Genomic DNA, 23036 nt, shown 5'->3' with positions numbered 1-23036 from the left:
GAGAAAGAGTGCAAGTCGCTATCAGGTCTATTAGAATTGCCATCAGTACAACGCCGATAAGATGATGATGAATAACTTACCTGACACACCTGATTTGCGCATTTTACTTATCAAACTCCGCCATCATGGCGACATGTTGCTGACCACTCCCGTCATTGATTCATTACGTCAAAAATGGCCGCAGGCGCAGATTGATGTCCTGCTGTATGAAGAAACGCGCGATATGCTCGCCGCGCATCCGGCGATCGGTACAATTTATGGAATCGATCGTAAATGGAAGCAGCTGGGCACGCTGAAGCATCTTCAAAAAGAGTGGCAGCTACTGTGTGCGTTAAGAAATCAGCATTATCATCTGGTCATTAACCTGGCCGATCAATGGCGTAGCGCGATCGTCACCCGCTTCACCGGCGCACCCGTTCGCCTCGGATTTGCGTTTAACAAACGCAATAGTGCCTTTTGGCGTTTTTGTCACACCGATCTGGTCTCTGTCGACGGCCACAAATCCCTGCATACGGTCGAGCAGAATCTCTCCATTCTGGGGCCATTACCTGTCGCGCCGCAGCCTGCCGTCACCATGGCCTACGCCGCAGAGGACTGGGATTATGCCCGTCAAAGACTGACGCAGACGGGTGTTGGCGACAGCTACATCGTGATCCAGCCGACGTCCCGCTGGTTCTTTAAATGCTGGAGCGAAGACAAAATGGCGCAAACCATTTCTACACTGCAGCAGGAGGGCCATACGGTTGTGCTCACCGCGGGGCCGGATAAAAAAGAGCTGGCGATGATCGATCGCATTCTCGCCGCCTCGCCGAAGACAGGAGTCGTCTCTCTGGCGGGCCAGCTAACGTTGCGCCAGCTGGCCTCACTCATCCATCATGCGCGTCTTTTTATTGGCGTTGACTCCGTTCCAATGCATATGGCCGCCGCGCTTCAAACGCCCTGCGTGGCATTGTTTGGTCCATCAAAACTGACGTTCTGGTCACCGTGGCAGGTTAAAGGGGAAGTGATCTGGGCCGGCGATTACGGCCCGCTACCCGATCCGGATGCCATTGATACCAAAACGAAAGAACGTTATCTCGACGCCATTCCCGTTGATGCTGTCGTCTCCGCCGCAAGGAGATATCTGTCATGAAACACCATCGTCTGGCCATTGTTCGCCAAAAGTATCGCCCTGATGGCGGAGCGGAGCGCTTCGTTTCGCGCGCTCTCACCGCGCTGAGCAATCAGAACCTTGAGCTCAACGTCATTACGCGTGAGTGGCAGGGAGAGAAGCAAGACGACTGGCATATCCACATTTGCAACCCTCAAAAATGGGGCCGTATCAGTCGAGAACGCGGATTTGCACAGGCCGCGCGCGCGCTGTGGCAGCAACAGCAGTTTGATATTGTTCAAAGCCATGAGCGCATCCCGGGGTGTGATATCTATCGCGCGGGTGATGGGGTGCATCGTCGCTGGCTGCTGCAGCGCGCGCGCATTTTACCTGCCTGGCGTGCGCAAATGCTGATGTATGACCGTTATCACCGCTATGTGATGCGTGCGGAACGGGAAATGTATCAGGCGCCTGAGTTAAAAGCCGTAATCTGTAATGCGGAGATGATCAAACGCGAAATCGTTGAAGACTTTGATATTGACGCAAAGAAAATTCATGTGATTTATAATTCTATTGATTCCAGCCGCTTCGTTCCGGCCCTGGAGGCACAGCGTGCGATTTTGCGCCAACAATTTGGTTTACCAGCCGATGCCGTTGTGTTCTGTTTTGTAGGCTCAGGGTTTGAACGAAAAGGATTAGCCAGCGCCATACGCGCTATTGCTGGAACATCTGCCTGGCTGATTGTGGTTGGGCAAGATAAAGCAGAACGTCGTTACCGCGACCTCGCCCGTTCTTTAGGCTGCGAGGGGCAAATCCGTTTCCTGGGGATGCAAAAAGAAACTCTGCCTTTTTATCAGCTATCCGATGGTTTACTGTTGCCAACGCTGTATGATCCCTTTCCTAACGTCATTCTTGAAGCGATGGCCTGCGGCTTGCCCGTCATTACTTCAGAGAGTTGCGGTGGTGCAGAATTTATTCAACAAGGCCAGAACGGATTTTATTGTGACGCACTTGATATCAGTACATTGAAGGAAGCGGTAGCCGCTATCCCTTCACTGGAAAAAAATAACAATATGGGACGAGCGGCACGTGAACGTGTAAAAGACGCCACTCCCGAAAAACTATCAAGTCAGCTTATTACGCTTTATCAAAAATTACTGGATTAAAAATGCGCATCCTAATGATTATTGATGGTTTACCCGGTGGAGGAGCCGAAAAAACGGTTCTTACACTCTCCCGCGGGTTAATAGAAATGGGGCATCAGGTCTCTCTATTCTCTCTGCGGAAAGTGTGCGACTACGCCATCCCGGAAGGCATCGATTATCAGGTTGTTCAGGACACATGTAAAAAACCGTGGCGAAAGCTGACGGAGATCCCACGCCGCGCCCAACTGCTTGATCAGGCGATTGAGCGAGCTGAGCGCAGCGGCAAATTTGATGTGGTGTTCTCTCACCTGCACAAGACAGACCGCATTGTGGCGCACTGCCGCGCGCTGGAACGTGACAAAGTCTGGTTCTGCGTGCATGGCATGTTCTCGTTTTCCTATCTTCGCCATCGCAGCGGACTTTCGCGCTGGTTTAAACATCTTAAAATTCGTCATACCTACGAAAACCGCAACGTTGTCGCCGTCTCAGGCGCCGTGTTGAAAGATCTTTCCGAGACGCTGGCGCTCAATCTTCGACGCAAAGCGGTTATCCATAATCCTTTTGATATTCCTGAAATTCAGCGTCTGGCGGATGCGCCCTTCGAAATGCAGGGAAAGGATTACATTATTCATGTTGGCCGCTTCCATGAGCACAAACGCCACGACCGACTCTTACGTGCGTTCGCCCTGAGTAAAATTGACACTACGCTGGTCATGATGGGCAATGGATCTGACGCTCAAATTCGCAAACTCAAGCAGCTTGCAGCCGAGCTGGGTATTGAAAACAAAACGGTTTTCCGCCCGTTCGATTCCAATCCCTATCCCTGGATTAAAGGGGCACGCCTTTTAGTGTTAAGTTCTGACTGCGAAGGTTTTGGTAATGTGCTGGTCGAAGCCATTATCTGTCAGACGCCACCGGTCAGTACAAATTGCCCCGGAGGCCCTGCTGAAATCCTCACCGGAGCCTTAGCGCGCGGGCTGGCAGAGTTAAATGACGCGTCACTGGCAAAAACGCTGGCGGATATTTATACCGCCCCGCCGGTCGTTGGCGATGCAACCATCGCGTCGTTCGGTATCAGTGCCATTTGCCAGCAATATATTGCTCTGGTCGACAATCAAAAATAATCAGGTTTCTTATGCAAAATTCTGCCCCATTGCTAAGCGTGGTGGTTGCCGTTTATAACGGTGAAGCTTTCCTGGATCAGTTCTTTACCTGCCTTGTCAATCAACGCATCGACAGCATGGAAGTCATCATTGTCAATGACGGCTCTACTGACCGCTCGATGGAGATCGTCGAAAACTGGCGAGAAAAACTGCCGCAGATGCAGGTTATAGAACAGCAAAACCAGGGCGTATCCATAGCGCGTAACACCGGTCTGGCCGTTGCGACGGGTCAATATCTCTCTTTCCCGGATATTGATGATGTCTTTAAACCCGGCATGTACCAGCGCCTGCTGGATATGGCCGTCACGCAGGATCTGGATGTCGCCACCTGTAACGGGAACTACGTCTGGGAGAACAACAAGAAACCCTCACGCCCGATCTTCCCTGAAGACAAACTAGCTTCCACAGGGGTCATGGCTGGCCCTGCGTGGTTAAAAATGGCGCTGGATTCACGTAAATTCCTTCACGTCACCTGGTTGAACATCTATCGCCACGACTTTATCCGTCAACACAGTTTCCATTTCGAACCCGGCCTGCGCCATCAGGATATTCCGTGGACCACCGAAGTGCTGCTTGCGGCAGAGCGGGTTCAGTACACCAGTGAACGTTATTACGACTACTACATTCACTCTGCATCGGTGTCCCATATGCCGGACAATGACGACACGCTAATTCGCTCCGCGCGTCACTACATGAAAATCCTGCAGATGCTCGATGCCATCAATCAGCGTTACCCGGACAAAGTAAAAGGGATCCCTGCCTGCCACTGGCAAATTGCCAAAGAGGGGCTGGGCATTATTCACACCTTCGACAACATGAAGGATGAGAAGAAGAAATCAATGATTATTAAAGAGTTCTTCGAAACAGGCATCTGGAAACTCATCTGGAAAAGTGCAAAAAGTCCTCGTCTGCGCTGGCGGCTGGGTCGACGTTATTTCCGTTTGAAACGGTATCTGGCATAAGAGATAGCTTTACCTGGCCTAAATGCTTAGAATTTGCCCGCCGAAACTAAAAAAACGGATAATCGCTTGGAATTGTTGTATACCGCTCTGCTCTACATCATTCAGCCACTGGTGTGGCTGAGACTGTTGCTTCGTAGCCGGAAAGCGCCTGCGTATCGTAAACGCTGGGCTGAACGCTATGGCTTCTGCCGCAATAAAGTCGTACCGGACGGTATTTTGCTGCATTCCGTTTCTGTCGGTGAAACGCTGGCGGCGATCCCGCTGGTTCGCGCCCTGCGTCACCGCTACCCGTCGCTGCCAATCACCGTCACGACGATGACGCCAACCGGCTCGGAGCGCGCGTTATCCGCTTTCGGCAAAGACGTGCAGCACGTCTATCTGCCTTACGATCTGCCCTGCGCCATGAATCGTTTCCTCAACACCGTTCGCCCGAAGCTGGTGATCGTGATGGAAACCGAACTGTGGCCGAACATGATTTCCGCCCTGCATGCCCGTAAAATTCCGCTGGTCATTGCCAACGCGCGCCTGTCAGAGCGCTCGGCGAAAGGTTACGGCAAGCTGGGTAAATTTATGCGTCGCCTGCTGAGCAAAATCACGCTGATTGCCGCGCAGAATGAAGAAGATGCAGCACGCTTTATCTCTCTGGGCCTGAAACGCAACCAGCTTGCGGTAACGGGCAGCCTGAAATTCGATATTTCCGTTACCCCTGAGCTCGCAGCCCGTGCCATCACACTGCGTCGCCAGTGGGCCCCGCGTCGTCAGGTCTGGATTGCGACCAGTACCCATGATGGCGAAGAAGAGATCATCCTGCAGGCTCACCGCAAGCTGCTGGAAAAATTCCCTGATTTACTGCTGATCCTCGTGCCTCGCCATCCGGAGCGTTTTAAGGATGCCCGTGAAATGGTCCAGAAAGGCGGCTTTAGCTTCACGCTGCGCAGCAGCGGTGAAATCCCTTCCGGCAGCACCCAGGTGGTGATTGGCGATACAATGGGCGAACTGATGTTGCTGTATGGAATCGCTGACCTCGCGTTTGTCGGTGGCAGCCTGGTCGAGCGCGGCGGTCATAACCCGCTGGAGCCGGCAGCCCACGCCATTCCGGTACTGATGGGGCCGCACACGTTTAACTTCAAAGATATCTGCGCGAAATTACAGCAGGCCGATGGTTTAATTACCGTGACCGATGCGGATTCGGTGGTTAAAGAGGTATCGACCCTTCTGACTGACGAAGATTATCGCCTGTGGTACGGGCGTCATGCCGTCGAAGTGCTGCACCAGAACCAGGGCGCACTGACCCGACTGCTGCAGCTTCTGCAACCTTATCTGCCCCAGCGGAGCCACTGATGTCAACGCGTCTGTCGGTCGTGATGATCGCCAAAAACGCCGCCGACCTGCTTCCGGACTGCCTGGCGTCGGTTGCCTGGGCTGACGAGATAGTCATTCTTGACTCCGGAAGTACGGACAACACGGTGGACGTTGCCCGGGCAGCGGGCGCAAACGTCTTTGTCGACGCTGACTGGCAAGGCTACGGTATCCAGCGCCAGCGTGCGCAGGGGTATGCCACAGGTGATTATATCCTGATGCTCGACACCGACGAACGCATCACGCCGGAGCTGCAGCAGGCCATTCAGGCTGTGCTTTCCTCGCCCCAGGCTGGCGCCGTATACAGCATTGCCCGCCGCAACTACTTTCTTGGCCGTTTTATGCGCCACAGCGGCTGGTACCCTGACCGCGTGATGCGCCTCTACGAACGCGAGCGGTATCAGTACAACGACAATCTGGTACATGAATCCCTGAGCTGCGATAGCGCTCAGGTGATCCCCCTGAAGGGCGATTTGCTGCACTTGACCTGCCGTGATTTCGCGAGCTTCCAGCGTAAACAGCTCAACTATGCCACCGCATGGGCGCAGGAGCGTCACCAGCGCGGCAAGAAGGCCTCGCTGACGGGTATTTTCACCCACACGCTGGGCGCGTTTCTGAAAACGCTGCTGCTGCGTGGTGGCGTGCTGGACGGTAAGCAGGGCTGGTTACTCGCGGTAGTGAATGCCCAGTATACTTTCAACAAATACACCGAGCTGTGGGCGCTCTGCCGCGGCTACTCAGAGAAAACGTGAGCCATGAGCACAAAAGCGATTTATCCGGGTACCTTCGATCCGATCACCAACGGTCATCTTGATATCATCACCCGTGCGGCGTGCATGTTCGACAAGGTGATCCTGGCCATTGCCGCCAGCCCCAGCAAAAAGCCGATGTTTGACCTCAACGAGCGCGTACAGCTCGCCACCGATGCCATTTCGCACCTGCCGAATGTTGAGGTGGTCGGGTTTAGCGACCTGATGGCTAACTTTGCCCGCGCTCAGCAGGCAAACATTCTTATCCGTGGTTTACGCGCGGTGGCAGACTTCGAGTATGAGATGCAGCTGGCGCACATGAACCGCCACCTGATGCCGGAGCTGGAGAGCGTGTTCCTGATGCCCTCCAAAGAGTGGTCGTTTATCTCTTCTACACTGGTAAAAGAGGTGGCGCGTCATCACGGCGATGTCTCCCATTTCCTGCCGACGAACGTCCACCAGGCATTGATGGAAAAGCTAAAGTAACCCTATTTCTGGCACTGACGGCAGTAGAACGTGGCGCGCTGGGCGTGCTTCGTAGCAATAACGGGCGTGCCGCAGACTCTGCACGGTTCACCTTTACGGCCATACACCTGAAGTTCCTGGGCAAAATAGCCCGGCTTGCCGTCACTCTGCAGGAAGTCCTTCAACGTTGTCCCGCCCTGTTCAATCGAGCGCAGTAGTACCGCCTTAATCACCCGGACCAGCAGCTCACACTCCTGCGCGGACAGCGAAGAGGCCAGCCGATCGGGATGGATCCCGGCCGCAAACAGCGATTCGCTGGCGTAGATATTCCCCACGCCGACCACCAGCTTGTTATCCATCAGCCAGGGCTTAATCGGGCTTTTCTTCTTCGCACACTTCGCCTTGAGGTATTCCGCGTTAAACGCGTCTGAAAGCGGTTCCGGGCCCAGGTGCGCGAGCACGTTATGTCCTTCCAGCTCCTTCGTCCACAGCCACGCGCCAAAGCGCCGTGGGTCGGTGTAACGGAGCACTTTGCCATTGCTCATCACCAGATCGACGTGGTCGTGCTTTTCCGCTGGCAGTTCTTCGGTAAGAATGCGCAGGCTCCCGGACATCCCCAGGTGGATAATAATCCAGCCGTCGGGCAGCTCCAGCAGCAGGTACTTAGCGCGACGCTGTACGCTAAGGACGGGTTTATCGCTCAGGGCATGGATCTCATCGGACACCGGCCAGCGCAGACGTCCATTGCGGACCACCGCGTGAAGAATCGTTGCCCCGACCAAATGGGGCTCAATGCCGCGACGGCTGGTTTCTACCTCAGGTAATTCAGGCATGGTTCCTCCGTTGAGATACAGAATGCAAAAAACCCCGCAGTTGCGGGGTTTTTCGATACAAGGAGACTAAAATTATTTGATTTTAGCTTCTTTGTACAGTACGTGCTGGCGTACAACTGGATCGAATTTTTTCAGTTCCAGTTTTTCCGGCTTAGTACGTTTGTTCTTCGTGGTGGTGTAGAAGTGACCTGTACCAGCAGAAGAAACCAGCTTGATTTTCTCGCGAATACCTTTAGCCATGATTTATTTCCTCTTTAAGTACTTAGTACTTTTCGCCACGGGCACGCAGTTCGGACAGAACTGTATCGATGCCTTTCTTATCGATTACACGCATACCTTTAGCAGATACGCGCAGGGTGACAAAACGCTTCTCGCTCTCAACCCAGAAACGGTGAGAGTGCAGGTTCGGCAGGAAACGGCGTTTAGTCGCGTTCAGTGCGTGGGAACGGTTGTTACCGGTCACCGGACGCTTGCCAGTAACTTGGCAGACTCGGGACATGTCTATTCTCCAAAAATCAAATTAGCTCGAGCTTCGTATGGGGTATCGGCGCCTCGTCAGGCTTTACAGCCCGGTCATCGCATAGTTCTAAGTGAACTCTCGATTGCCAGGCCCAAATGCCAAACCCGAGATTCTCAAAGGTGGCGTAGTATACGCTGACTCGGCGGTGTGCTCAAGTCCCGAACAGACAAAGATCCCGATGGATCGCGAGAAATAGCCTAAATCCATCCATGTTCTGCGAAAGAAATGTACTCACCGCGGCCAATTATCAGATGGTCCAGCACACGAATGTCCATGAATTGACAGCATTTGATAATGCGTTCGGTGATTTCTTTGTCCGCTCTGCTCGGTTCTGCACAGCCAGAGGGGTGATTATGCGCGAGGATCACGCCCGCTGCATTCACTTTTATCGCTTCCCGCACAATTTCACGCGGATGCACCTCAACGTGGCTCAACGTGCCCGCAAAGAGACAGCTATGTTTCAGCACCCGATTTCTGTTATCGACAAAGATCACCATAAAGATCTCGCGTTCAATATCGGTTAACTGGCTCTGCAGGAATTCGCGCGTCATTTCTGGCGTCAGGATCGGATCTTCCTTCTCCATGCGGACATTGTAAAAACGGCGGGCAAGTTCAGCAATGCCCCTCAGCTGGGCATATTTCGCCACGCCAATTCCCTCAACGTGCTTAAACTGCGCCAGGTCGGCGGTCAATAAACCGTACAGCGAACCGAAATGTGCTATCAGCTCTTTTGCCAGCGTAAATACCGTTTTCCCGGGCGTTCCGGTACGTAAAAAGAGCGCCAATAGTTCATCGTCTTTTAACAGGGTGACGCCATAGCGCAGCAGTTTTTCGCGCGGCAGCAGCTCCTCATCCTCTTCTTCCATGCTCTTCTCCTTTTTAACCTCATGCTGCCACAGGCCAATCCGTCGCTCGACGGCCACGATGCGTTCTTGCGTAGCGCCTCGCAAAGTGGACGAAGTACAAAATCACTCCGCTTTGGGGATTGTGATAAAATGCCCGCTCTCTGGTGAAACCCAACAGGAAAGAATCATGATGAGCCTGGCCGGTAAAAAAATCGTTCTTGGCGTGAGCGGCGGCATTGCTGCTTATAAAGCGCCGGAGCTGGTGCGTCGTCTGCGCGAGCGCGGAGCTGACGTGCGGGTCGCGATAACCGAAGGCGGTAAAGCCTTTATCACTCCCCTGAGCCTGCAGGCCGTTTCAGGATACCCGGTATCTGACAGCCTGCTCGATCCGGCCGCCGAAGCCGCGATGGGCCATATTGAGCTGGGTAAATGGGCAGACCTGGTTATCCTCGCCCCCGCCACGGCTGATTTAATCGCTCGGGTGGCGGCCGGTATGGCAAACGATCTGGTCTCCACCATTTGTCTGGCCACGCCAGCTCCAGTTGCCGTCGTTCCTGCAATGAACCAGCAGATGTACCGTAACGCGGCCACCCAGCATAATCTGGAGACGCTGGCCTCACGCGGCCTGCTTATCTGGGGTCCGGATAGCGGCAGCCAGGCCTGCGGCGACGTTGGCCCGGGTCGCATGCTTGATCCGCTGACGATTGTTGATATGGCCGCAGCCCATTTTTCGCCTGTCAACGATCTGCAACATCTCAACATCATGATTACCGCGGGTCCCACGCGCGAGCCGTTGGATCCGGTGCGCTACATCACCAACCACAGCTCCGGCAAAATGGGCTTCGCGATTGCCGCCGCCGCCGCAAGGCGTGGCGCGAACGTCACGCTGGTGAGCGGCCCGGTATCGCTACCTACCCCTGCGTTTGTGAAGCGAATTGACGTGACTACCGCGCTGGAGATGGAAGCCGCCGTGCAGGCACATGCGCAAAGCCAGCATATTTTTATCGGCTGTGCGGCCGTCGCAGACTATCGTGCCGAGACGATCGCCGAGGCTAAAATTAAAAAGCAAGGCGATGAATTAACACTAAAAATGGTGAAAAACCCGGACATTGTTGCCGGCGTCGCCGCACTAAAAAGCCATCGTCCATACGTTGTTGGGTTTGCCGCAGAAACGAATAATGTGGAAGAATATGCCCGGCAAAAACGTACCCGCAAAAACCTCGATTTGATTTGCGCGAACGACGTATCGCTGGCCACACAAGGATTTAACAGCGACAGCAACGCACTGCACCTTTTCTGGCAGGATGGAGATAAAGTCTTACCGCTTGAGCGCAAGGAACTCCTGGGCCAACAATTACTGGACGAGATCGTTACCCGTTATGATGAAAAAAATCGACGTTAAGATTCTGGACCCGCGTGTTGGCGAGCAATTCCCGCTGCCAACCTATGCCACCTCCGGTTCTGCCGGTCTTGACCTGCGCGCCTGTCTCGATGACGCCGTAGAACTGGCTCCGGGTGCCACTACCCTGGTTCCAACTGGCCTGGCAATTCACATTGCTGACCCGTCTCTGGCAGCGGTGATCCTGCCGCGTTCTGGTCTGGGCCATAAGCACGGCGTTGTGCTGGGTAACCTGGTGGGCCTGATCGACTCCGACTACCAGGGTCAGCTTATGGTCTCCGTCTGGAACCGCGGTCAGGACAGCTTCACCATTGAACCGGGCGAGCGTATCGCCCAGATGGTCTTTGTACCGGTGGTACAGGCAGAATTTAACCTGGTGGCAGACTTTGACGCCACCGACCGTGGCGAAGGCGGCTTCGGCCATTCCGGGCGCAAATAACGGCCCGAAAGACACGTATCTCACAGCGTTATAATGCAATAACAAACCGCAAACGCCCGTTTGCGGTCGCTGTGTGGATGCCAGCCTGGCAAGTGCTTATTTTCAGGGGTATTTTGTAACATGGCAGAAAAACAAACTGCGAAAAGGAATCGTCGCGAAGAAATACTTCAATCTCTGGCTCTGATGCTTGAATCCAGCGATGGCAGTCAACGCATCACCACCGCTAAACTGGCCGCCTCTGTAGGCGTGTCTGAGGCGGCGCTGTACCGTCATTTCCCGAGCAAGACCCGGATGTTCGACAGCCTGATCGAGTTTATTGAAGACAGCCTGATTACGCGCATCAACCTGATTCTGAAAGACGAAAAAGACACCACCGCGCGTTTGCGTCTGATTGTGCTGTTAATCCTGGGCTTCGGTGAGCGCAATCCGGGCTTAACCCGCATTCTCACCGGCCACGCGCTGATGTTTGAACAGGACAGACTGCAGGGCCGCATTAACCAGCTTTTCGAGCGTATTGAAGCGCAGCTGCGCCAGGTACTGCGCGAAAAGAAAATGCGTGAAGGCGAAGGTTACACCATCGATGAGACGCTGCTGGCAAGCCAGATTCTGGCGTTTTGTGAAGGGATGCTTTCCCGCTTTGTGCGTAGCGAATTCAAATACCGTCCAACGGACGATTTTGACGCCCGCTGGCCGTTAGTGGCTGCTCAGCTGCAGTAATCCGTAAGCCCGGTAAGCGTAGCGCCACCGGGCAATTTAATTACACCCCGAACTCTTCCCGGTACGCACGTACCGCCGCCAGATGGTCCGCCATCTCAGGCTTCTCTTCCAGATACGCAATCAGGTCTTTCAGGGTAATAATCGACGTCACTTTGCAGCTGTAATCGCGCTCGACTTCCTGAATAGCGGAAATTTCACCGCGACCACGCTCCTGACGATCCAGAGAAATCAGCACGCCAGCAAGCGTCGCACCGTTGGCCTGAATAATCTCCATCGATTCACGGATCGCCGTACCCGCAGTAATCACGTCATCGACCAGCATGATGCGGCCCTGCAGCGCGCTGCCAACCAGATTCCCGCCTTCACCATGGGTTTTGGCTTCTTTGCGGTTAAAGCAGTACGGCACGTCGCGGTCATGGTGTTCCGCCAGCGCCACCGCGGTGGTTGTCGCAATTGGAATGCCTTTATAGGCCGGGCCAAACAGCAGGTCAAAATCAATCCCGGAATCCACCAGCGCTTCGGCATAGAAACGGCCTAACAGTGCCAGATCGCGCCCGGTATTAAACAGCCCGGCGTTGAAGAAATAGGGACTCTTACGCCCGGATTTCAGCGTAAATTCGCCAAACTTAAGTACCTGCTTGTTAAGCGCAAACTCAATAAACTGGCGCTGATACGATTTCATGGATTTGCTCCTTTGGTTTTTCTGTCTTACAGGCAAAAAAAAGGCGACTCATTGGTCGCCTTTAAAATCAATTTTCTAACGCCGCTTTCTGCGTCGTTACAATGGATTCGATTCCTCCTCGGGCCAACGCCAGCAGGGAGAGAAGCTCTTCGTGGGTGAACGGCTCGCCTTCCGCCGTGCCCTGCACCTCAATGATGCGACCGTCTTCGGTCATCACCACGTTCATGTCGGTTTCGGCTGCGGAATCTTCAACGTATTCCAGATCGCAAAGCGCTTCGCCGTTAACAATACCAACTGAAACCGCCGCAACCATGCCTTTCATTGGGTTGGTTTTCAGCTTACCGGCCGCAACCAGCTTGTTCAGGGCATCGGCCAGCGCCACGCAGGCACCGGTAATCGACGCCGTACGCGTACCGCCGTCTGCCTGAATGACGTCGCAATCGAGAGTGATGGTGAATTCGCCGAGGATTTTCAGGTCAACGGCGGCGCGCAGCGCACGCGCGATCAGACGTTGAATCTCCATGGTACGACCGCCCTGCTTACCCTTTGCCGCTTCACGGGCATTACGGGTATGGGTCGCACGCGGCAGCATGCCGTATTCTGCGGTTATCCAGCCCTGGCCCTGACCTTTCAGGAAGCGCGGAACGCCTTCTTCGATGGAGGCGGTGCACAGCACTTTAGTGTCACCAAACTCAACCAGCACGGAGCCTTCAGCGTGTTTTGTATAGTTACGGGTCAGGGTGACGGGACGCACCTGGTTGGCGCTACGACCTGATGGACGCATGATGGATTCTCCGGCTTGAAACGAATGTGGCTGCGCATTATACGGATAAAGGACGCTTATTCCTATCCTGAGAAGCCCCCGAAAGCTATAATCCCCCAATCTGTCCTTTAAAAACGGGAATGTCTATGATCCGCAGTATGACCGCCTACGCCCGGCGTGAAATCAAGGGTAGCTGGGGCAGCGCCACATGGGAAATGCGCTCGGTAAACCAGCGTTACCTGGAAACGTATTTCCGTATGCCGGAGCAGTTCCGCAGCCTTGAGCCTGTCGTACGTGAACGTATCCGTACGCGTCTGACGCGCGGGAAAGTGGAATGTAACCTGCGCTTTGAGCCCGATGCCAGCGCACAGGGCGAGCTCATCCTCAACGAAAAACTGGCAAAACAGCTCGTGAATGCGGCGAACTGGGTCAAAATGCAGAGCGATGAAGGCGAAATCAACCCGGTTGATATTCTGCGCTGGCCTGGCGTCATGGCCGCCGGTGAGCAGGATCTGGACGCCATTGCCGCTGAAATCCTGGCAGCTCTCGACGGCACGCTGGACGACTTTATCGTTGCCCGTGAAACCGAAGGCCAGGCGCTGAAAGCGATGATTGAGCAGCGTCTTGAAGGCGTGAGCACCGAAGTAGCGAAAGTCCGCACCCATATGCCAGAAGTGCTGCAATGGCAGCGCGAGCGCCTTGTCGCCAAACTGGAAGAAGCGGAAGTTCAGCTGGAAAACACCCGTCTGGAACAAGAGCTGGTGCTGATGGCGCAGCGTATCGATGTCGCTGAAGAGCTGGACCGTCTGGAAGCGCACGTTAAAGAAACCTACAACATTCTGAAGAAAAAAGAAGCTGTGGGCCGCCGTCTGGACTTTATGATGCAGGAGTTCAACCGCGAGTCGAACACTCTGGCGTCTAAGTCGATCAATGCAGAAGTGACGAATTCAGCGATTGAGCTGAAAGTGCTGATTGAACAGATGCGCGAGCAGATCCAGAATATCGAGTAATGCCTTTCGGGTGGTGTCGACCGCACCACCCATTACTATTTCTAATCCATCTTAACGCCAATTTTGTCGCTTTGCCGCCTTCCATCAAGCTTTCTCTATAGAACTTGATAAAAATTTATAGGGCAAACTGACTTGCCTTAGAAAATCTCAATCGTGATCTTGCACACAAATCGCTAACCTCCCCCGCGTTCACACCGGAGGGTATATGCTGCTTCACATCCTTTATCTCATTGGCATCACCGCAGAAGCCATGACCGGCGCACTTGCCGCCGGGCGTCGCCGTATGGACACCTTCGGCGTGATCATTATTGCTACGGCAACCGCACTGGGCGGCGGTTCCGTGCGCGATATTCTGCTTGGCCATTACCCGCTCGGCTGGGTTAAACACCCTGAGTACGTGATTATTGTGGCGACGGCCGCCGTGTTAACCACCATAGTGGCACCCGTTATGCCCCATCTTCGCCGCCTGTTCCTTGTGCTTGATGCGCTGGGGCTGATTGTCTTTTCGATCATCGGCGCGCAAATCGCGCTCGATATGGGGGAAGGACCGGTTATCGCCACCATCGCCGCCGTGGTCACGGGCGTATTCGGCGGTGTGCTGCGAGATATGTTCTGCAAACGCATCCCCCTGGTCTTTCAAAAAGAGCTGTATGCCGGCATCTCCTTTGCGGCAGCAGTGCTTTATATCGCTCTGCAGCATTATGTTTCTAACCATGACGTGGTGGTCATCTCGACGCTGCTGTTTGGCTTTACGGCCCGCATGCTGGCGCTGCGTCTGAAGCTCGGGCTGCCCGTTTTTCATTACAAACACAGCGCCCACTAGCTTCAGAACCCGTTGATGTGCTGTTCAGCGAGCCATTTCGCCAGCACATCAATCTGAGGGGCGTGAATCCAGTTAACGATTTGTCGCGCTTTTTCCTCTCCTGTTCCCGGCAGGGTCTGCCAGTCCTTTGCGTTGCGCCCGCTCATCTTCTGCCACGATATGTCTCCCATCGCCTTCAGCGAAGCCTGGGTCAATGGCACACCCATTGCCATGAGCCAGCGGATAAACGGCTTCTCGCGCACCAGATTAAATCGATGCCAGAGCGCCAGCCCGCGTGCTGAGGAAAATCCCGGTGTAGCCTGCAGCTGCGCCTGCGTTAATAACAGCCATGAAAAGAGATGTTCAAAATGATGCGCCTGCCAGAGGGTTCGCCAGCCTGACTCGCCTACTCCTTCAATATCAAGTACCTGCTTTGAACTGAGCCAGGTCAGCCGGGCAAAGAACTGCTCCATACACTCCGGTGAAGCATAGAAACAGCTAAGAGCATGATAGCGTGAGGCCGGTGGCTCTGGTTTATGTCTGTCCGTTCCGCGCCAGAGCACCTTATCAAACCGGGGGATACCCTGCCCGGCCAGGCTGATCTGTATCTGATCCCCCGTAGCAATATCCAGACTCTGCCAGCGCCCAACCGAGCCCAGACTCACCCGCTGCACCTGTTTATCATCCAGTTGTACGGGCTCCAACGCTGCTACAACGGAAATTTTGCCCGTGCGCCCCACGGAAAAATGAATATCACTCACCTCTGCAACCTGGGCTGCGGGAGGATATTTCCACGCGACAACCCAGCTGCCTTCTCCCGGTAACCACTCTTCACCCGCGGGTTCATCCTCCGAACGCACCACAATCCCATCCGTGGCAAAGGGTAATGCGGTCACGTGCCAGGCCGCGCGCTGCTTCTCGACGGCATCGACAGATTCGGCGGGTAGCGTATACCGTGCCGACAGCGTAAAACCGGCCTGAGACAGTTCAGCTAAAGAGGTACGCATATCTTTCGGTCCGTCCGGCCAGGCCCAGATGAATACGCCGATCTTGCTCAATAGCGAGTTATCCTTTTGCCGCATCATCGCCCCTGCCACCTTTGCGCGAGCGTTCATTCCGCCCATCTGCTGCTGAATGTGATTGTCACGCAACCAGAAAAGCTCGCCCTGCAAGACGCTATTCGCCAGCGCGCCGGTGAGCTTTTGCGGAACAGACGGGATTAAATGCACCTTCCCGGTCCAGTCTTCCCCTTTCAGGCCATCACCGCGACTGATAGCCTGAGTTAACTTTCCGTTGCGATAGACCAGCGTTACCGCCACACCGTCAACTTTAGGCTGCATCCAGAGGTTACGTCGGACACGCATCCACTGTCTCAACTCCTCTTTGCTGGCCACTTTATGTACGCCCGTATGGGCAACAGGATGTTTTACGCTTCCCGCCAGCGTAGGGAGTTTCTCTTCTGAAGGCTCGCTGCCAAAACAGCGCTGCCACTGCATTAACCGCCCGTGAAGCTGGTCGTAAACCTCGTCGTTGATCTCACTCACGCCCTGCTTCCAGTAGGCCTCATCCCAGCCTTTGATTTGCGCGCTTAACGACGCCATCTCTTTTTCTGCTTTTGCCTGCGACCACACCGGACACACCGCCGCGCCATAGCCACACCACAACAGCATTAACCCGCTTATCCATCGCCACATCGCTACCCCTCCTTTGCATTGCAGGAGGTATACCCGGATGCTTGAAACAACGCTAACAGCAACGTTTCACAATGCGAGAGGCTATCCGGTGTTTCTTTTGGTTGCTGAAAACCACAGATAAAACCTGAAAACGGCACGCAAAATTCAATAATCCAGGGGAAAAAGTGTGACAAAGGCTACGTCACACGGCGGTGACGTGTATAATAAGCCCGTATGTAGGACTTCTTCGTTAACACATACAAAAGACTCTCATGGCTCAAGGCACGCTTTATATTGTTTCTGCCCCTAGTGGCGCGGGTAAATCCAGCCTTATTCAGGCACTGTTAAAAACCCAACCGTTGTACGACACACAGGTTTCTGTTTCTCACACCACGCGAGCGCCGCGTCCGGGTGAAGTGCACGGTGAACACTATTTCTTTGTGGATCACGACGAATTCAGAGCGATGATCGGCAGAGACGCGTTTCTTGAACACGCTGAAGTATTCGGTAATTACTACGGTACCTCGCGTGAAACCATTGAGCAGGTTCTGGCCACGGGCGTGAATGTGTTCCTGGATATCGACTGGCAGGGCGCACAGCAAATTCGCAAGAAAATGCCTGACTCGCGCAGTATCTTTATTTTACCGCCATCGAAAGATGAGCTGGATCGCCGCCTGCGTGGCCGCGGTCAGGACAGCGAAGAAGTGATCGCAAAGCGTATGGAACAGGCTGTTGCAGAAATGAGCCATTACGCGGAATATGATTACCTTATTGTGAATGATGATTTTGATGCCGCACTGAGCGATCTCAAAACCATTCTTCGTGCAGAACGTCTGCGTATGAGCCGCCAGAAGCAGCGACATGACGCATTAATCACCAAACTGTTGGCAGACTGAACCCACTTTCAGTATCATGCCCAGTCATTTCTTCACCTGTGGAGCATTTTAAGTATGGCACGCGTAACTGTTCAGGACGCTGTAGAGAAAATTGGTAACCGTTTTGACCTGGTGCTGGTCGCCGCGCGTCGCGCTCGTCAGATGCAGGTAGGCGGTAAAGATCCGCTGGTACCGGAAGAAAACGATAAAACCACCGTTATTGCACTTCGCGAAATCGAAGAAGGTCTGATCAACAACCAGATCCTCGACGTGCGTGAGCGCCAGGAGCAGCAAGAGCAGGAAGCCGCAGAACTGCAGGCCGTAACCGCTATTGCTGAAGGTCGTCGTTAATTAAACCTGCGGGTCGCCCTTGTATCTGTTTGAAAGCCTGAATCAACTGATTCAAACCTACCTGCCTGAAGACCAGATTAAGCGTCTTCAGCAGGCGTATCTCGTTGCACGTGACGCTCACGAGGGCCAGACACGTTCAAGCGGTGAACCCTATATCACGCACCCGGTAGCGGTGGCCTGTATTCTGGCCGAGATGAAACTCGACCACGAAACGCTGATGGCCGCTCTGCTGCATGACGTGATCGAAGATACCCCTGCCACTTACCAGGACATGGAACAGCTGTTTGGCAAAAGCGTTGCCGAACTGGTGGAAGGGGTCTCTAAGCTTGATAAGCTGAATTTCCGCGACAAGAAAGAGGCGCAAGCCGAAAACTTCCGCAAGATGATTATGGCGATGGTGCAGGATATCCGCGTCATTCTCATCAAACTCGCTGACCGTACCCACAACATGCGCACGCTGGGCTCACTTCGCCCGGATAAACGTCGCCGCATTGCCCGTGAAACCCTCGAAATCTACAGTCCGCTGGCGCACCGTTTAGGTATTCACCACATAAAAACCGAGCTGGAAGAGCTGGGTTTTGAAGCGTTGTACCCGAACCGCTATCGCGTGATTAAAGAGGTGGTGAAAGCCGCACGCGGTAACCGTAAAGAGATGATTCAAAAAATCCTCTCGGAAATTGAAGGGCGCTTACAGGAAGCGGGAATTCCGTGCCGCGTCAGCGGTCGCGAAAAACATTTGTACTCCATCTACTGCAAAATGGTGCTCAAAGAGCAGCGTTTTCACTCGATCATGGATATCTACGCTTTCCGCGTGATCGTCCACGACTCGGACACCTGCTATCGCGTGCTGGGGCAGATGCACAGCCTCTACAAACCGCGTCCGGGGCGCATGAAAGATTACATCGCTATCCCAAAAGCGAACGGCTATCAATCTTTGCACACCTCGATGATCGGGCCACACGGCGTGCCTGTTGAGGTGCAAATTCGCACCGAAGACATGGACCAGATGGCAGAGATGGGGGTTGCCGCACACTGGGCGTATAAAGAGCACGGTGGCGAAAGCAGCACGACCGCACAAATCCGCGCCCAGCGCTGGATGCAGAGCCTGCTGGAGCTTCAGCAGAGTGCGGGTAGCTCGTTTGAATTTATCGAGAGCGTTAAATCCGATCTCTTCCCGGATGAGATTTACGTTTTCACCCCAGAAGGCCGCATTGTCGAACTGCCTGCAGGCGCAACGCCGGTCGACTTCGCTTACGCCGTGCACACCGATATCGGGCATGCCTGCGTCGGCGCGCGCGTTGACAGACAGCCTTATCCGCTCTCTCAGCCGCTCTCCAGCGGCCAGACGGTAGAAATTATTACCGCCCCGGGCGCACGTCCGAACGCGGCCTGGCTGAACTTTGTCGTGAGCTCCAAAGCACGCGCCAAAATTCGCCAGCTGCTGAAAAACCTCAAGCGTGATGATTCCGTCAGCCTGGGGCGTCGTCTGCTCAACCACGCGTTGGGCGGCAGCCGTAAGCTGGCTGAAATTCCGCAGGAGAACGTCCAGCGCGAGCTGGAGCGCATGAAGCTCGCGTCGCTTGATGACCTGCTGGCAGAGATTGGCCTCGGCAACGCCATGAGCGTGGTGGTGGCGAAGAACCTGCAGCAAGGCGACACGACAGCGGTGCCTGCAACCACGCAAAGCCACGGACACCTGCCGATTAAAGGCGCGGATGGGGTGCTGATCACCTTCGCAAAATGTTGCCGTCCAATACCTGGCGACCCGATTATTGCGCACGTCAGCCCGGGCAAAGGGCTGGTTATCCACCACGAATCCTGTCGTAACATTCGCGGCTACCAGAAAGAGGCCGAGAAGTTTATGGCGGTCGAGTGGGATAAAGAGACGGCGCAGGAATTTATCACCGAAATTAAGGTGGATATGTTCAACCATCAGGGTGCCCTGGCGAACCTGACGGCAGCGATCAACACGGCTTCTTCCAACATTCAAAGCCTGAATACGGAAGAAAAAGATGGCCGCGTGTACAGCGCCTTTATTCGTCTGACCGCCCGCGACCGCGTGCATCTGGCGAATATTATGCGCAAGATCCGCGTCATGCCGGACGTGATTAAAGTCACCCGAAACCGAAACTAGGTTTATGAATTCACAACGTTATGCACGTATCTGCGAAATGCTCGCCAGGCGTCAGCCTGACCTGACGGTCTGCATGGAGCAGGTGCATAAACCTCATAACGTCTCTGCTATCGTCCGTACCGCAGATGCCGTCGGTGTGCATGAAGTGCATGCCGTCTGGCCGGACGGCCGTATGCGCAATACGGTCTCGGCGGCGGCAGGCAGCAACAGCTGGGTGTCTGTCAAAAATCATCACACCATTGGCGAAGCCGTATCGCACCTGAAAGGGCGCGGGATGCAGATCCTTGCCACTAACCTGTCCGCTAAAGCCGTAGATTTCCGCGAGATCGACTACACCCGCCCGACCTGCATTTTGATGGGTCAGGAGAAAACCGGGATCACCCAGGAAGCGCTGGATCTGGCGGATCGTGACATCATCATTCCGATGATCGGCATGGTGCAGTCTTTGAACGTCTCCGTGGCGTCCGCACTCATTCTGTATGAAGCGCAGCGTCAGCGTCAGAACGCCGGGATGTACGAGCGCAGCAACAGCATGCTGCCGGAAGATGAACAGCAGCGCCTGCTGTTTGAAGGTGGTTATCCGGTGCTGGCTCGCGTTGCGAAGCAGAAAAAATTGCCTTACCCCCACGTCAACGCGCAGGGCGAAATTGAAGCCGATGCCGAGTGGTGGGCCACCATGCAGTACGCCGGGTAAGCGATGAAAGGCCGCCTGCTGGATGCCATCCCGCTTAACAGCCTGACGGGCGTGGGCGCGGCGCAAAGCAATAAGCTGGCAAAAATTGGCCTGCACACCGTGCAGGATCTCCTGCTTCACCTCCCCCTGCGTTACGAAGACCGCACTCAGCTCTACAAGATTGGCGATCTCCTTCCCGCCATTTACGCCACCGTTGAAGGCGAAGTCCTGAACTGCAACATCACCTTCGGCGGACGCCGGATGATGACCTGCCAGATCAGCGACGGCACCGGCATTCTCACCATGCGTTTTTTCAACTTCAGCGCGGCGATGAAAAACAGCCTGGCGACGGGCCGCAGGGTGCTGGCCTATGGCGAAGCCAAACGCGGGAAATACGGCGCAGAGATGATCCACCCGGAGTACCGCGTGCAGGGCGATCTCAGCACGCCGGAAATGCAGGAGACGCTTACCCCGGTTTACCCGACGACCGAAGGCATCAAGCAGGCGACGCTGCGTAAGCTCACCGATCAGGCGCTGGAGCTGCTGGATACCTGCGCAATTACCGAGCTGCTGCCGCCCGAGCTGGCGCAGGGCATGATGAGCCTGCCCGAGGCGCTGCGAACCCTGCATCGACCGCTGCCAACGCTGCAGCTCAGCGATTTAGAAAGCGGCAAACACCCCGCCCAACAGCGTCTTATCCTTGAGGAATTACTGGCGCATAACCTGAGCATGCTGGCGCTTCGCGCGGGCGCGCAGCGTTTCCACGCTCAGCCGTTAAGCCAGAATGATGCGCTCAAAGATAAGCTGCTGGCCTCGCTGCCGTTTAAACCCACCGGCGCGCAGGCGCGCGTCACCGCCGAGATTGAACGCGATATGGCGCTCGACGTGCCGATGATGCGCCTGGTGCAGGGCGACGTGGGCTCCGGTAAAACGCTGGTTGCCGCGCTGGCGGCCCTGCGCGCGATTGCCCACGGTAAACAGGTGGCGCTAATGGCGCCGACCGAGCTGCTGGCTGAACAGCACGCCAACAATTTCCGCGCCTGGTTTGCGCCACTCGGGATTGAAGTGGGCTGGCTTGCAGGGAAGCAAAAAGGCAAAGCGCGCCTTGCGCAACAGGAGGCTATTGCCAGTGGGCAGGTGCAGATGATTGTCGGCACGCACGCTATCTTCCAGGAGCAGGTGCAGTTCAGCGGCCTTGCGCTGGTGATTATCGATGAACAACACCGCTTTGGCGTCCATCAGCGTCTTGCGCTGTGGGAAAAAGGCCTTCAACAGGGCTTCCACCCGCATCAGCTGATCATGACCGCCACGCCGATCCCGCGCACCCTGGCGATGACCGCTTACGCCGATCTGGATACCTCCACCATCGACGAACTGCCGCCGGGCCGTACGCCGGTCACCACGGTCGCCATTCCCGACACGCGCCGCAGCGATATCATTGACCGCGTGCGCAACGCCTGCACCCAGGAAGGGCGTCAGGCCTACTGGGTCTGTACGCTGATTGAAGAATCTGAACTGCTGGAAGCGCAGGCTGCCGAAGCCACGTGGGAAGAGCTTAAGCTGGCGCTGCCGGAGCTGAACGTGGGTCTGGTTCACGGACGCATGAAGCCCGCCGAAAAACAGGCGGTGATGCAGTCGTTCAAACAGGGTGATTTACATCTGCTGATCGCCACCACGGTGATCGAAGTCGGCGTGGACGTCCCGAATTCCAGCCTGATGATCATCGAAAACCCGGAGCGCCTGGGTCTTGCCCAGCTCCACCAGCTGCGCGGACGCGTTGGGCGTGGTGCGGTAGCGTCCCACTGCGTCCTGCTTTACAAAGCCCCGCTCTCGAAAACCGCCCAGATGCGGTTGCAGGTGCTGCGCGACAGTAACGACGGGTTTGTCATTGCGCAAAAAGACCTGGAGATCCGCGGCCCGGGCGAACTGCTGGGCACGCGTCAGACGGGCAACGCTGAATTCAAAGTGGTGGATTTGCTGCGCGATCAGGCCATGATCCCCGAAGTTCAGCGCCTCGCCCGCCATATTCACGATCGCTATCCCCAACAGGCGGCAGCATTGATTGAACGTTGGATGCCGGAGACAGAAAAGTATTCCAACGCTTAATTTTTTGTCGGTGTTAAAACGGGGGTCGATAGTATTAATTAATGCCTGTCACCTTCACTATTCCATTAATGTCCAGCTTTTTAATTTTCTAATTACAACATCGACCTTATCATGTTAGTATTGTGCCATTACTTTTAATTCATACATAATTATTATACTTTTTATTTGATCATATTTAATTTTTATATTTTAACAATGTTAGGTCTTTATTAAAAATAATAGCATTTAGGCTACAGGTACGCTTTCTAAACTCCACAGGTTTTATCTGGGATAAAAACAGA

24 protein-coding genes are annotated in these 23036 nt (G+C 54.7%); 17 read left to right on the top strand and 7 right to left on the bottom strand.

Annotated elements, in window-relative coordinates:
• The first annotated feature begins 61 nt into the window (after positions 1 to 61).
• From rfaQ to coaD, 7 genes are all read left to right on the top strand, one after another.
• The gene (rfaQ, locus tag INF68_RS12210; protein WP_126786491.1) at positions 62 to 1132 is read left to right on the top strand and encodes a putative lipopolysaccharide heptosyltransferase III; all 1071 of its coding nucleotides are present in this window, start codon (positions 62 to 64) and stop codon (positions 1130 to 1132) included.
• The gene (locus tag INF68_RS12205; RefSeq protein WP_109845887.1) at positions 1129 to 2256 is read left to right on the top strand and encodes a glycosyltransferase family 4 protein; all 1128 of its coding nucleotides are present in this window, start codon (positions 1129 to 1131) and stop codon (positions 2254 to 2256) included. Before rfaQ ends, INF68_RS12205 begins: the two co-directional genes overlap by 4 nt.
• A 2-nt stretch (positions 2257 to 2258) precedes the next feature.
• Entirely contained in the window at positions 2259 to 3359 is a 1101-nt protein-coding gene (locus tag INF68_RS12200) for a glycosyltransferase (protein ID WP_045400325.1), read from the top strand.
• 11 nt (positions 3360 to 3370) lie between these two features.
• Positions 3371 to 4360 carry a glycosyltransferase gene (locus tag INF68_RS12195; RefSeq protein ID WP_126786492.1) on the top strand — a complete coding sequence of 330 codons (990 nt, stop codon included), beginning with the start codon at positions 3371 to 3373 and terminating at the stop codon, positions 4358 to 4360.
• Between the two features lie 66 nt (positions 4361 to 4426).
• The gene (gene waaA / locus INF68_RS12190; protein ID WP_029740803.1) at positions 4427 to 5701 is read left to right on the top strand and encodes a lipid IV(A) 3-deoxy-D-manno-octulosonic acid transferase; all 1275 of its coding nucleotides are present in this window, start codon (positions 4427 to 4429) and stop codon (positions 5699 to 5701) included.
• Positions 5701 to 6471 (top strand): glycosyltransferase family 2 protein, encoded by a 771-nt coding sequence (locus INF68_RS12185; RefSeq protein ID WP_126786493.1) that lies wholly within the window; start codon positions 5701 to 5703, stop codon positions 6469 to 6471. The genes waaA and INF68_RS12185 overlap by 1 nt, the downstream gene beginning before the upstream one ends.
• A gap of 3 nt (positions 6472 to 6474) precedes the next feature.
• Positions 6475 to 6954, top strand: coding sequence for a pantetheine-phosphate adenylyltransferase (coaD, locus tag INF68_RS12180; RefSeq protein WP_109845890.1), 480 nt, complete (start codon positions 6475 to 6477; stop codon positions 6952 to 6954).
• Positions 6955 to 6956: 2 nt separating this feature from the next.
• On the opposite strand, the gene mutM is transcribed toward coaD, so the two are convergent.
• The 4 genes from mutM to radC all read right to left on the bottom strand — a co-directional run bounded on the left by mutM (position 6957) and on the right by radC (position 9152).
• Positions 6957 to 7766 (bottom strand): bifunctional DNA-formamidopyrimidine glycosylase/DNA-(apurinic or apyrimidinic site) lyase, encoded by an 810-nt coding sequence (gene mutM, locus INF68_RS12175; RefSeq protein WP_023309890.1) that lies wholly within the window; start codon positions 7764 to 7766, stop codon positions 6957 to 6959.
• Positions 7767 to 7838: 72 nt separating this feature from the next.
• A complete protein-coding gene (rpmG, locus tag INF68_RS12170; protein WP_003024094.1) occupies positions 7839 to 8006 on the bottom strand; it encodes a 50S ribosomal protein L33 in 168 nt (55 codons plus the stop codon).
• A 22-nt stretch (positions 8007 to 8028) separates the two neighbouring features.
• Complete coding sequence (gene rpmB / locus INF68_RS12165; RefSeq protein WP_002436699.1) at positions 8029 to 8265, bottom strand: 50S ribosomal protein L28; 237 nt, start codon at positions 8263 to 8265, stop codon at positions 8029 to 8031.
• A gap of 218 nt (positions 8266 to 8483) precedes the next feature.
• Positions 8484 to 9152 carry a DNA repair protein RadC gene (gene radC / locus INF68_RS12160; protein ID WP_023309889.1) on the bottom strand — a complete coding sequence of 223 codons (669 nt, stop codon included), beginning with the start codon at positions 9150 to 9152 and terminating at the stop codon, positions 8484 to 8486.
• A gap of 169 nt (positions 9153 to 9321) precedes the next feature.
• Between radC and coaBC the strand changes: the two genes are divergently transcribed.
• From coaBC to slmA, 3 genes are all read left to right on the top strand, one after another.
• Positions 9322 to 10533: a bifunctional phosphopantothenoylcysteine decarboxylase/phosphopantothenate--cysteine ligase CoaBC gene (gene coaBC / locus INF68_RS12155; protein ID WP_109845898.1), complete on the top strand. Its 1212-nt coding sequence runs from the start codon at positions 9322 to 9324 to the stop codon at positions 10531 to 10533.
• Positions 10511 to 10969 (top strand): dUTP diphosphatase, encoded by a 459-nt coding sequence (gene dut, locus INF68_RS12150; RefSeq protein ID WP_008502691.1) that lies wholly within the window; start codon positions 10511 to 10513, stop codon positions 10967 to 10969. Before coaBC ends, dut begins: the two co-directional genes overlap by 23 nt.
• Before the next feature lie 120 nt (positions 10970 to 11089).
• The gene (slmA, locus tag INF68_RS12145) at positions 11090 to 11686 is read left to right on the top strand and encodes a nucleoid occlusion factor SlmA (RefSeq protein WP_010426428.1); all 597 of its coding nucleotides are present in this window, start codon (positions 11090 to 11092) and stop codon (positions 11684 to 11686) included.
• 40 nt (positions 11687 to 11726) lie between these two features.
• On the opposite strand, the gene pyrE is transcribed toward slmA, so the two are convergent.
• A complete protein-coding gene (gene pyrE, locus INF68_RS12140) occupies positions 11727 to 12368 on the bottom strand; it encodes an orotate phosphoribosyltransferase (RefSeq protein ID WP_126786494.1) in 642 nt (213 codons plus the stop codon).
• 67 nt (positions 12369 to 12435) lie between these two features.
• Positions 12436 to 13152, bottom strand: coding sequence for a ribonuclease PH (rph, locus tag INF68_RS12135; protein WP_010426431.1), 717 nt, complete (start codon positions 13150 to 13152; stop codon positions 12436 to 12438).
• 125 nt (positions 13153 to 13277) lie between these two features.
• Here rph and INF68_RS12130 point away from each other — a divergent pair, with 125 nt between their 5' ends.
• A complete protein-coding gene (locus INF68_RS12130) occupies positions 13278 to 14141 on the top strand; it encodes a YicC/YloC family endoribonuclease (protein ID WP_023309886.1) in 864 nt (287 codons plus the stop codon).
• Between the two features lie 205 nt (positions 14142 to 14346).
• The gene (locus INF68_RS12125) at positions 14347 to 14964 is read left to right on the top strand and encodes a trimeric intracellular cation channel family protein (protein WP_023334014.1); all 618 of its coding nucleotides are present in this window, start codon (positions 14347 to 14349) and stop codon (positions 14962 to 14964) included.
• Positions 14965 to 14966: 2 nt separating this feature from the next.
• Here the strand turns inward: INF68_RS12125 and ligB are convergent, their stop codons facing one another.
• Positions 14967 to 16637 (bottom strand): NAD-dependent DNA ligase LigB, encoded by a 1671-nt coding sequence (ligB, locus tag INF68_RS12120; protein ID WP_126786495.1) that lies wholly within the window; start codon positions 16635 to 16637, stop codon positions 14967 to 14969.
• 251 nt (positions 16638 to 16888) lie between these two features.
• Here ligB and gmk point away from each other — a divergent pair, with 251 nt between their 5' ends.
• The 5 genes from gmk to recG are packed head-to-tail and all read left to right on the top strand — an operon-like array spanning position 16889 to position 22755.
• A complete protein-coding gene (gene gmk / locus INF68_RS12115) occupies positions 16889 to 17512 on the top strand; it encodes a guanylate kinase (RefSeq protein WP_010426438.1) in 624 nt (207 codons plus the stop codon).
• Between the two features lie 54 nt (positions 17513 to 17566).
• Entirely contained in the window at positions 17567 to 17842 is a 276-nt protein-coding gene (gene rpoZ, locus INF68_RS12110) for a DNA-directed RNA polymerase subunit omega (protein WP_000135058.1), read from the top strand.
• 19 nt (positions 17843 to 17861) lie between these two features.
• Complete coding sequence (spoT, locus tag INF68_RS12105; RefSeq protein WP_047347514.1) at positions 17862 to 19976, top strand: bifunctional GTP diphosphokinase/guanosine-3',5'-bis pyrophosphate 3'-pyrophosphohydrolase; 2115 nt, start codon at positions 17862 to 17864, stop codon at positions 19974 to 19976.
• Between the two features lie 4 nt (positions 19977 to 19980).
• On the top strand, positions 19981 to 20670 hold the full coding sequence (trmH, locus tag INF68_RS12100) for a tRNA (guanosine(18)-2'-O)-methyltransferase TrmH (RefSeq protein WP_064673820.1): 690 nt from the start codon (positions 19981 to 19983) through the stop codon (positions 20668 to 20670).
• Between the two features lie 3 nt (positions 20671 to 20673).
• On the top strand, positions 20674 to 22755 hold the full coding sequence (gene recG, locus INF68_RS12095; protein WP_126786496.1) for an ATP-dependent DNA helicase RecG: 2082 nt from the start codon (positions 20674 to 20676) through the stop codon (positions 22753 to 22755).
• Positions 22756 to 23036: the final 281 nt, after the last annotated feature.

This window comes from Enterobacter cloacae complex sp. P16RS2 (assembly GCF_014982155.1).
Lineage (GTDB): Bacteria > Pseudomonadota > Gammaproteobacteria > Enterobacterales > Enterobacteriaceae > Enterobacter > Enterobacter cloacae_M.
This window is presented reverse-complemented; position numbering and strand designations above follow the sequence as displayed.

Coding starts and splice junctions, on each gene's coding strand:
- rph (WP_010426431.1), bottom strand. CDS start 13,152: ATGCGTCCATCAGGTCGTAGCGCCAACCAGGTGCGTCCCGTCACCCTG.
- trmH (WP_064673820.1), top strand. CDS start 19,981: ATGAATTCACAACGTTATGCACGTATCTGCGAAATGCTCGCCAGGCGT.
- INF68_RS12195 (WP_126786492.1), top strand. CDS start 3,371: ATGCAAAATTCTGCCCCATTGCTAAGCGTGGTGGTTGCCGTTTATAAC.
- INF68_RS12185 (WP_126786493.1), top strand. CDS start 5,701: ATGTCAACGCGTCTGTCGGTCGTGATGATCGCCAAAAACGCCGCCGAC.
- radC (WP_023309889.1), bottom strand. CDS start 9,152: ATGGAAGAAGAGGATGAGGAGCTGCTGCCGCGCGAAAAACTGCTGCGC.
- dut (WP_008502691.1), top strand. CDS start 10,511: ATGATGAAAAAAATCGACGTTAAGATTCTGGACCCGCGTGTTGGCGAG.
- pyrE (WP_126786494.1), bottom strand. CDS start 12,368: ATGAAATCGTATCAGCGCCAGTTTATTGAGTTTGCGCTTAACAAGCAG.
- INF68_RS12125 (WP_023334014.1), top strand. CDS start 14,347: ATGCTGCTTCACATCCTTTATCTCATTGGCATCACCGCAGAAGCCATG.
- mutM (WP_023309890.1), bottom strand. CDS start 7,766: ATGCCTGAATTACCTGAGGTAGAAACCAGCCGTCGCGGCATTGAGCCC.
- INF68_RS12200 (WP_045400325.1), top strand. CDS start 2,259: ATGCGCATCCTAATGATTATTGATGGTTTACCCGGTGGAGGAGCCGAA.
- coaBC (WP_109845898.1), top strand. CDS start 9,322: ATGAGCCTGGCCGGTAAAAAAATCGTTCTTGGCGTGAGCGGCGGCATT.
- INF68_RS12205 (WP_109845887.1), top strand. CDS start 1,129: ATGAAACACCATCGTCTGGCCATTGTTCGCCAAAAGTATCGCCCTGAT.
- recG (WP_126786496.1), top strand. CDS start 20,674: ATGAAAGGCCGCCTGCTGGATGCCATCCCGCTTAACAGCCTGACGGGC.
- rpoZ (WP_000135058.1), top strand. CDS start 17,567: ATGGCACGCGTAACTGTTCAGGACGCTGTAGAGAAAATTGGTAACCGT.
- ligB (WP_126786495.1), bottom strand. CDS start 16,637: ATGTGGCGATGGATAAGCGGGTTAATGCTGTTGTGGTGTGGCTATGGC.
- rpmG (WP_003024094.1), bottom strand. CDS start 8,006: ATGGCTAAAGGTATTCGCGAGAAAATCAAGCTGGTTTCTTCTGCTGGT.
- slmA (WP_010426428.1), top strand. CDS start 11,090: ATGGCAGAAAAACAAACTGCGAAAAGGAATCGTCGCGAAGAAATACTT.
- INF68_RS12130 (WP_023309886.1), top strand. CDS start 13,278: ATGATCCGCAGTATGACCGCCTACGCCCGGCGTGAAATCAAGGGTAGC.
- rfaQ (WP_126786491.1), top strand. CDS start 62: ATGATGATGAATAACTTACCTGACACACCTGATTTGCGCATTTTACTT.
- rpmB (WP_002436699.1), bottom strand. CDS start 8,265: ATGTCCCGAGTCTGCCAAGTTACTGGCAAGCGTCCGGTGACCGGTAAC.
- coaD (WP_109845890.1), top strand. CDS start 6,475: ATGAGCACAAAAGCGATTTATCCGGGTACCTTCGATCCGATCACCAAC.
- gmk (WP_010426438.1), top strand. CDS start 16,889: ATGGCTCAAGGCACGCTTTATATTGTTTCTGCCCCTAGTGGCGCGGGT.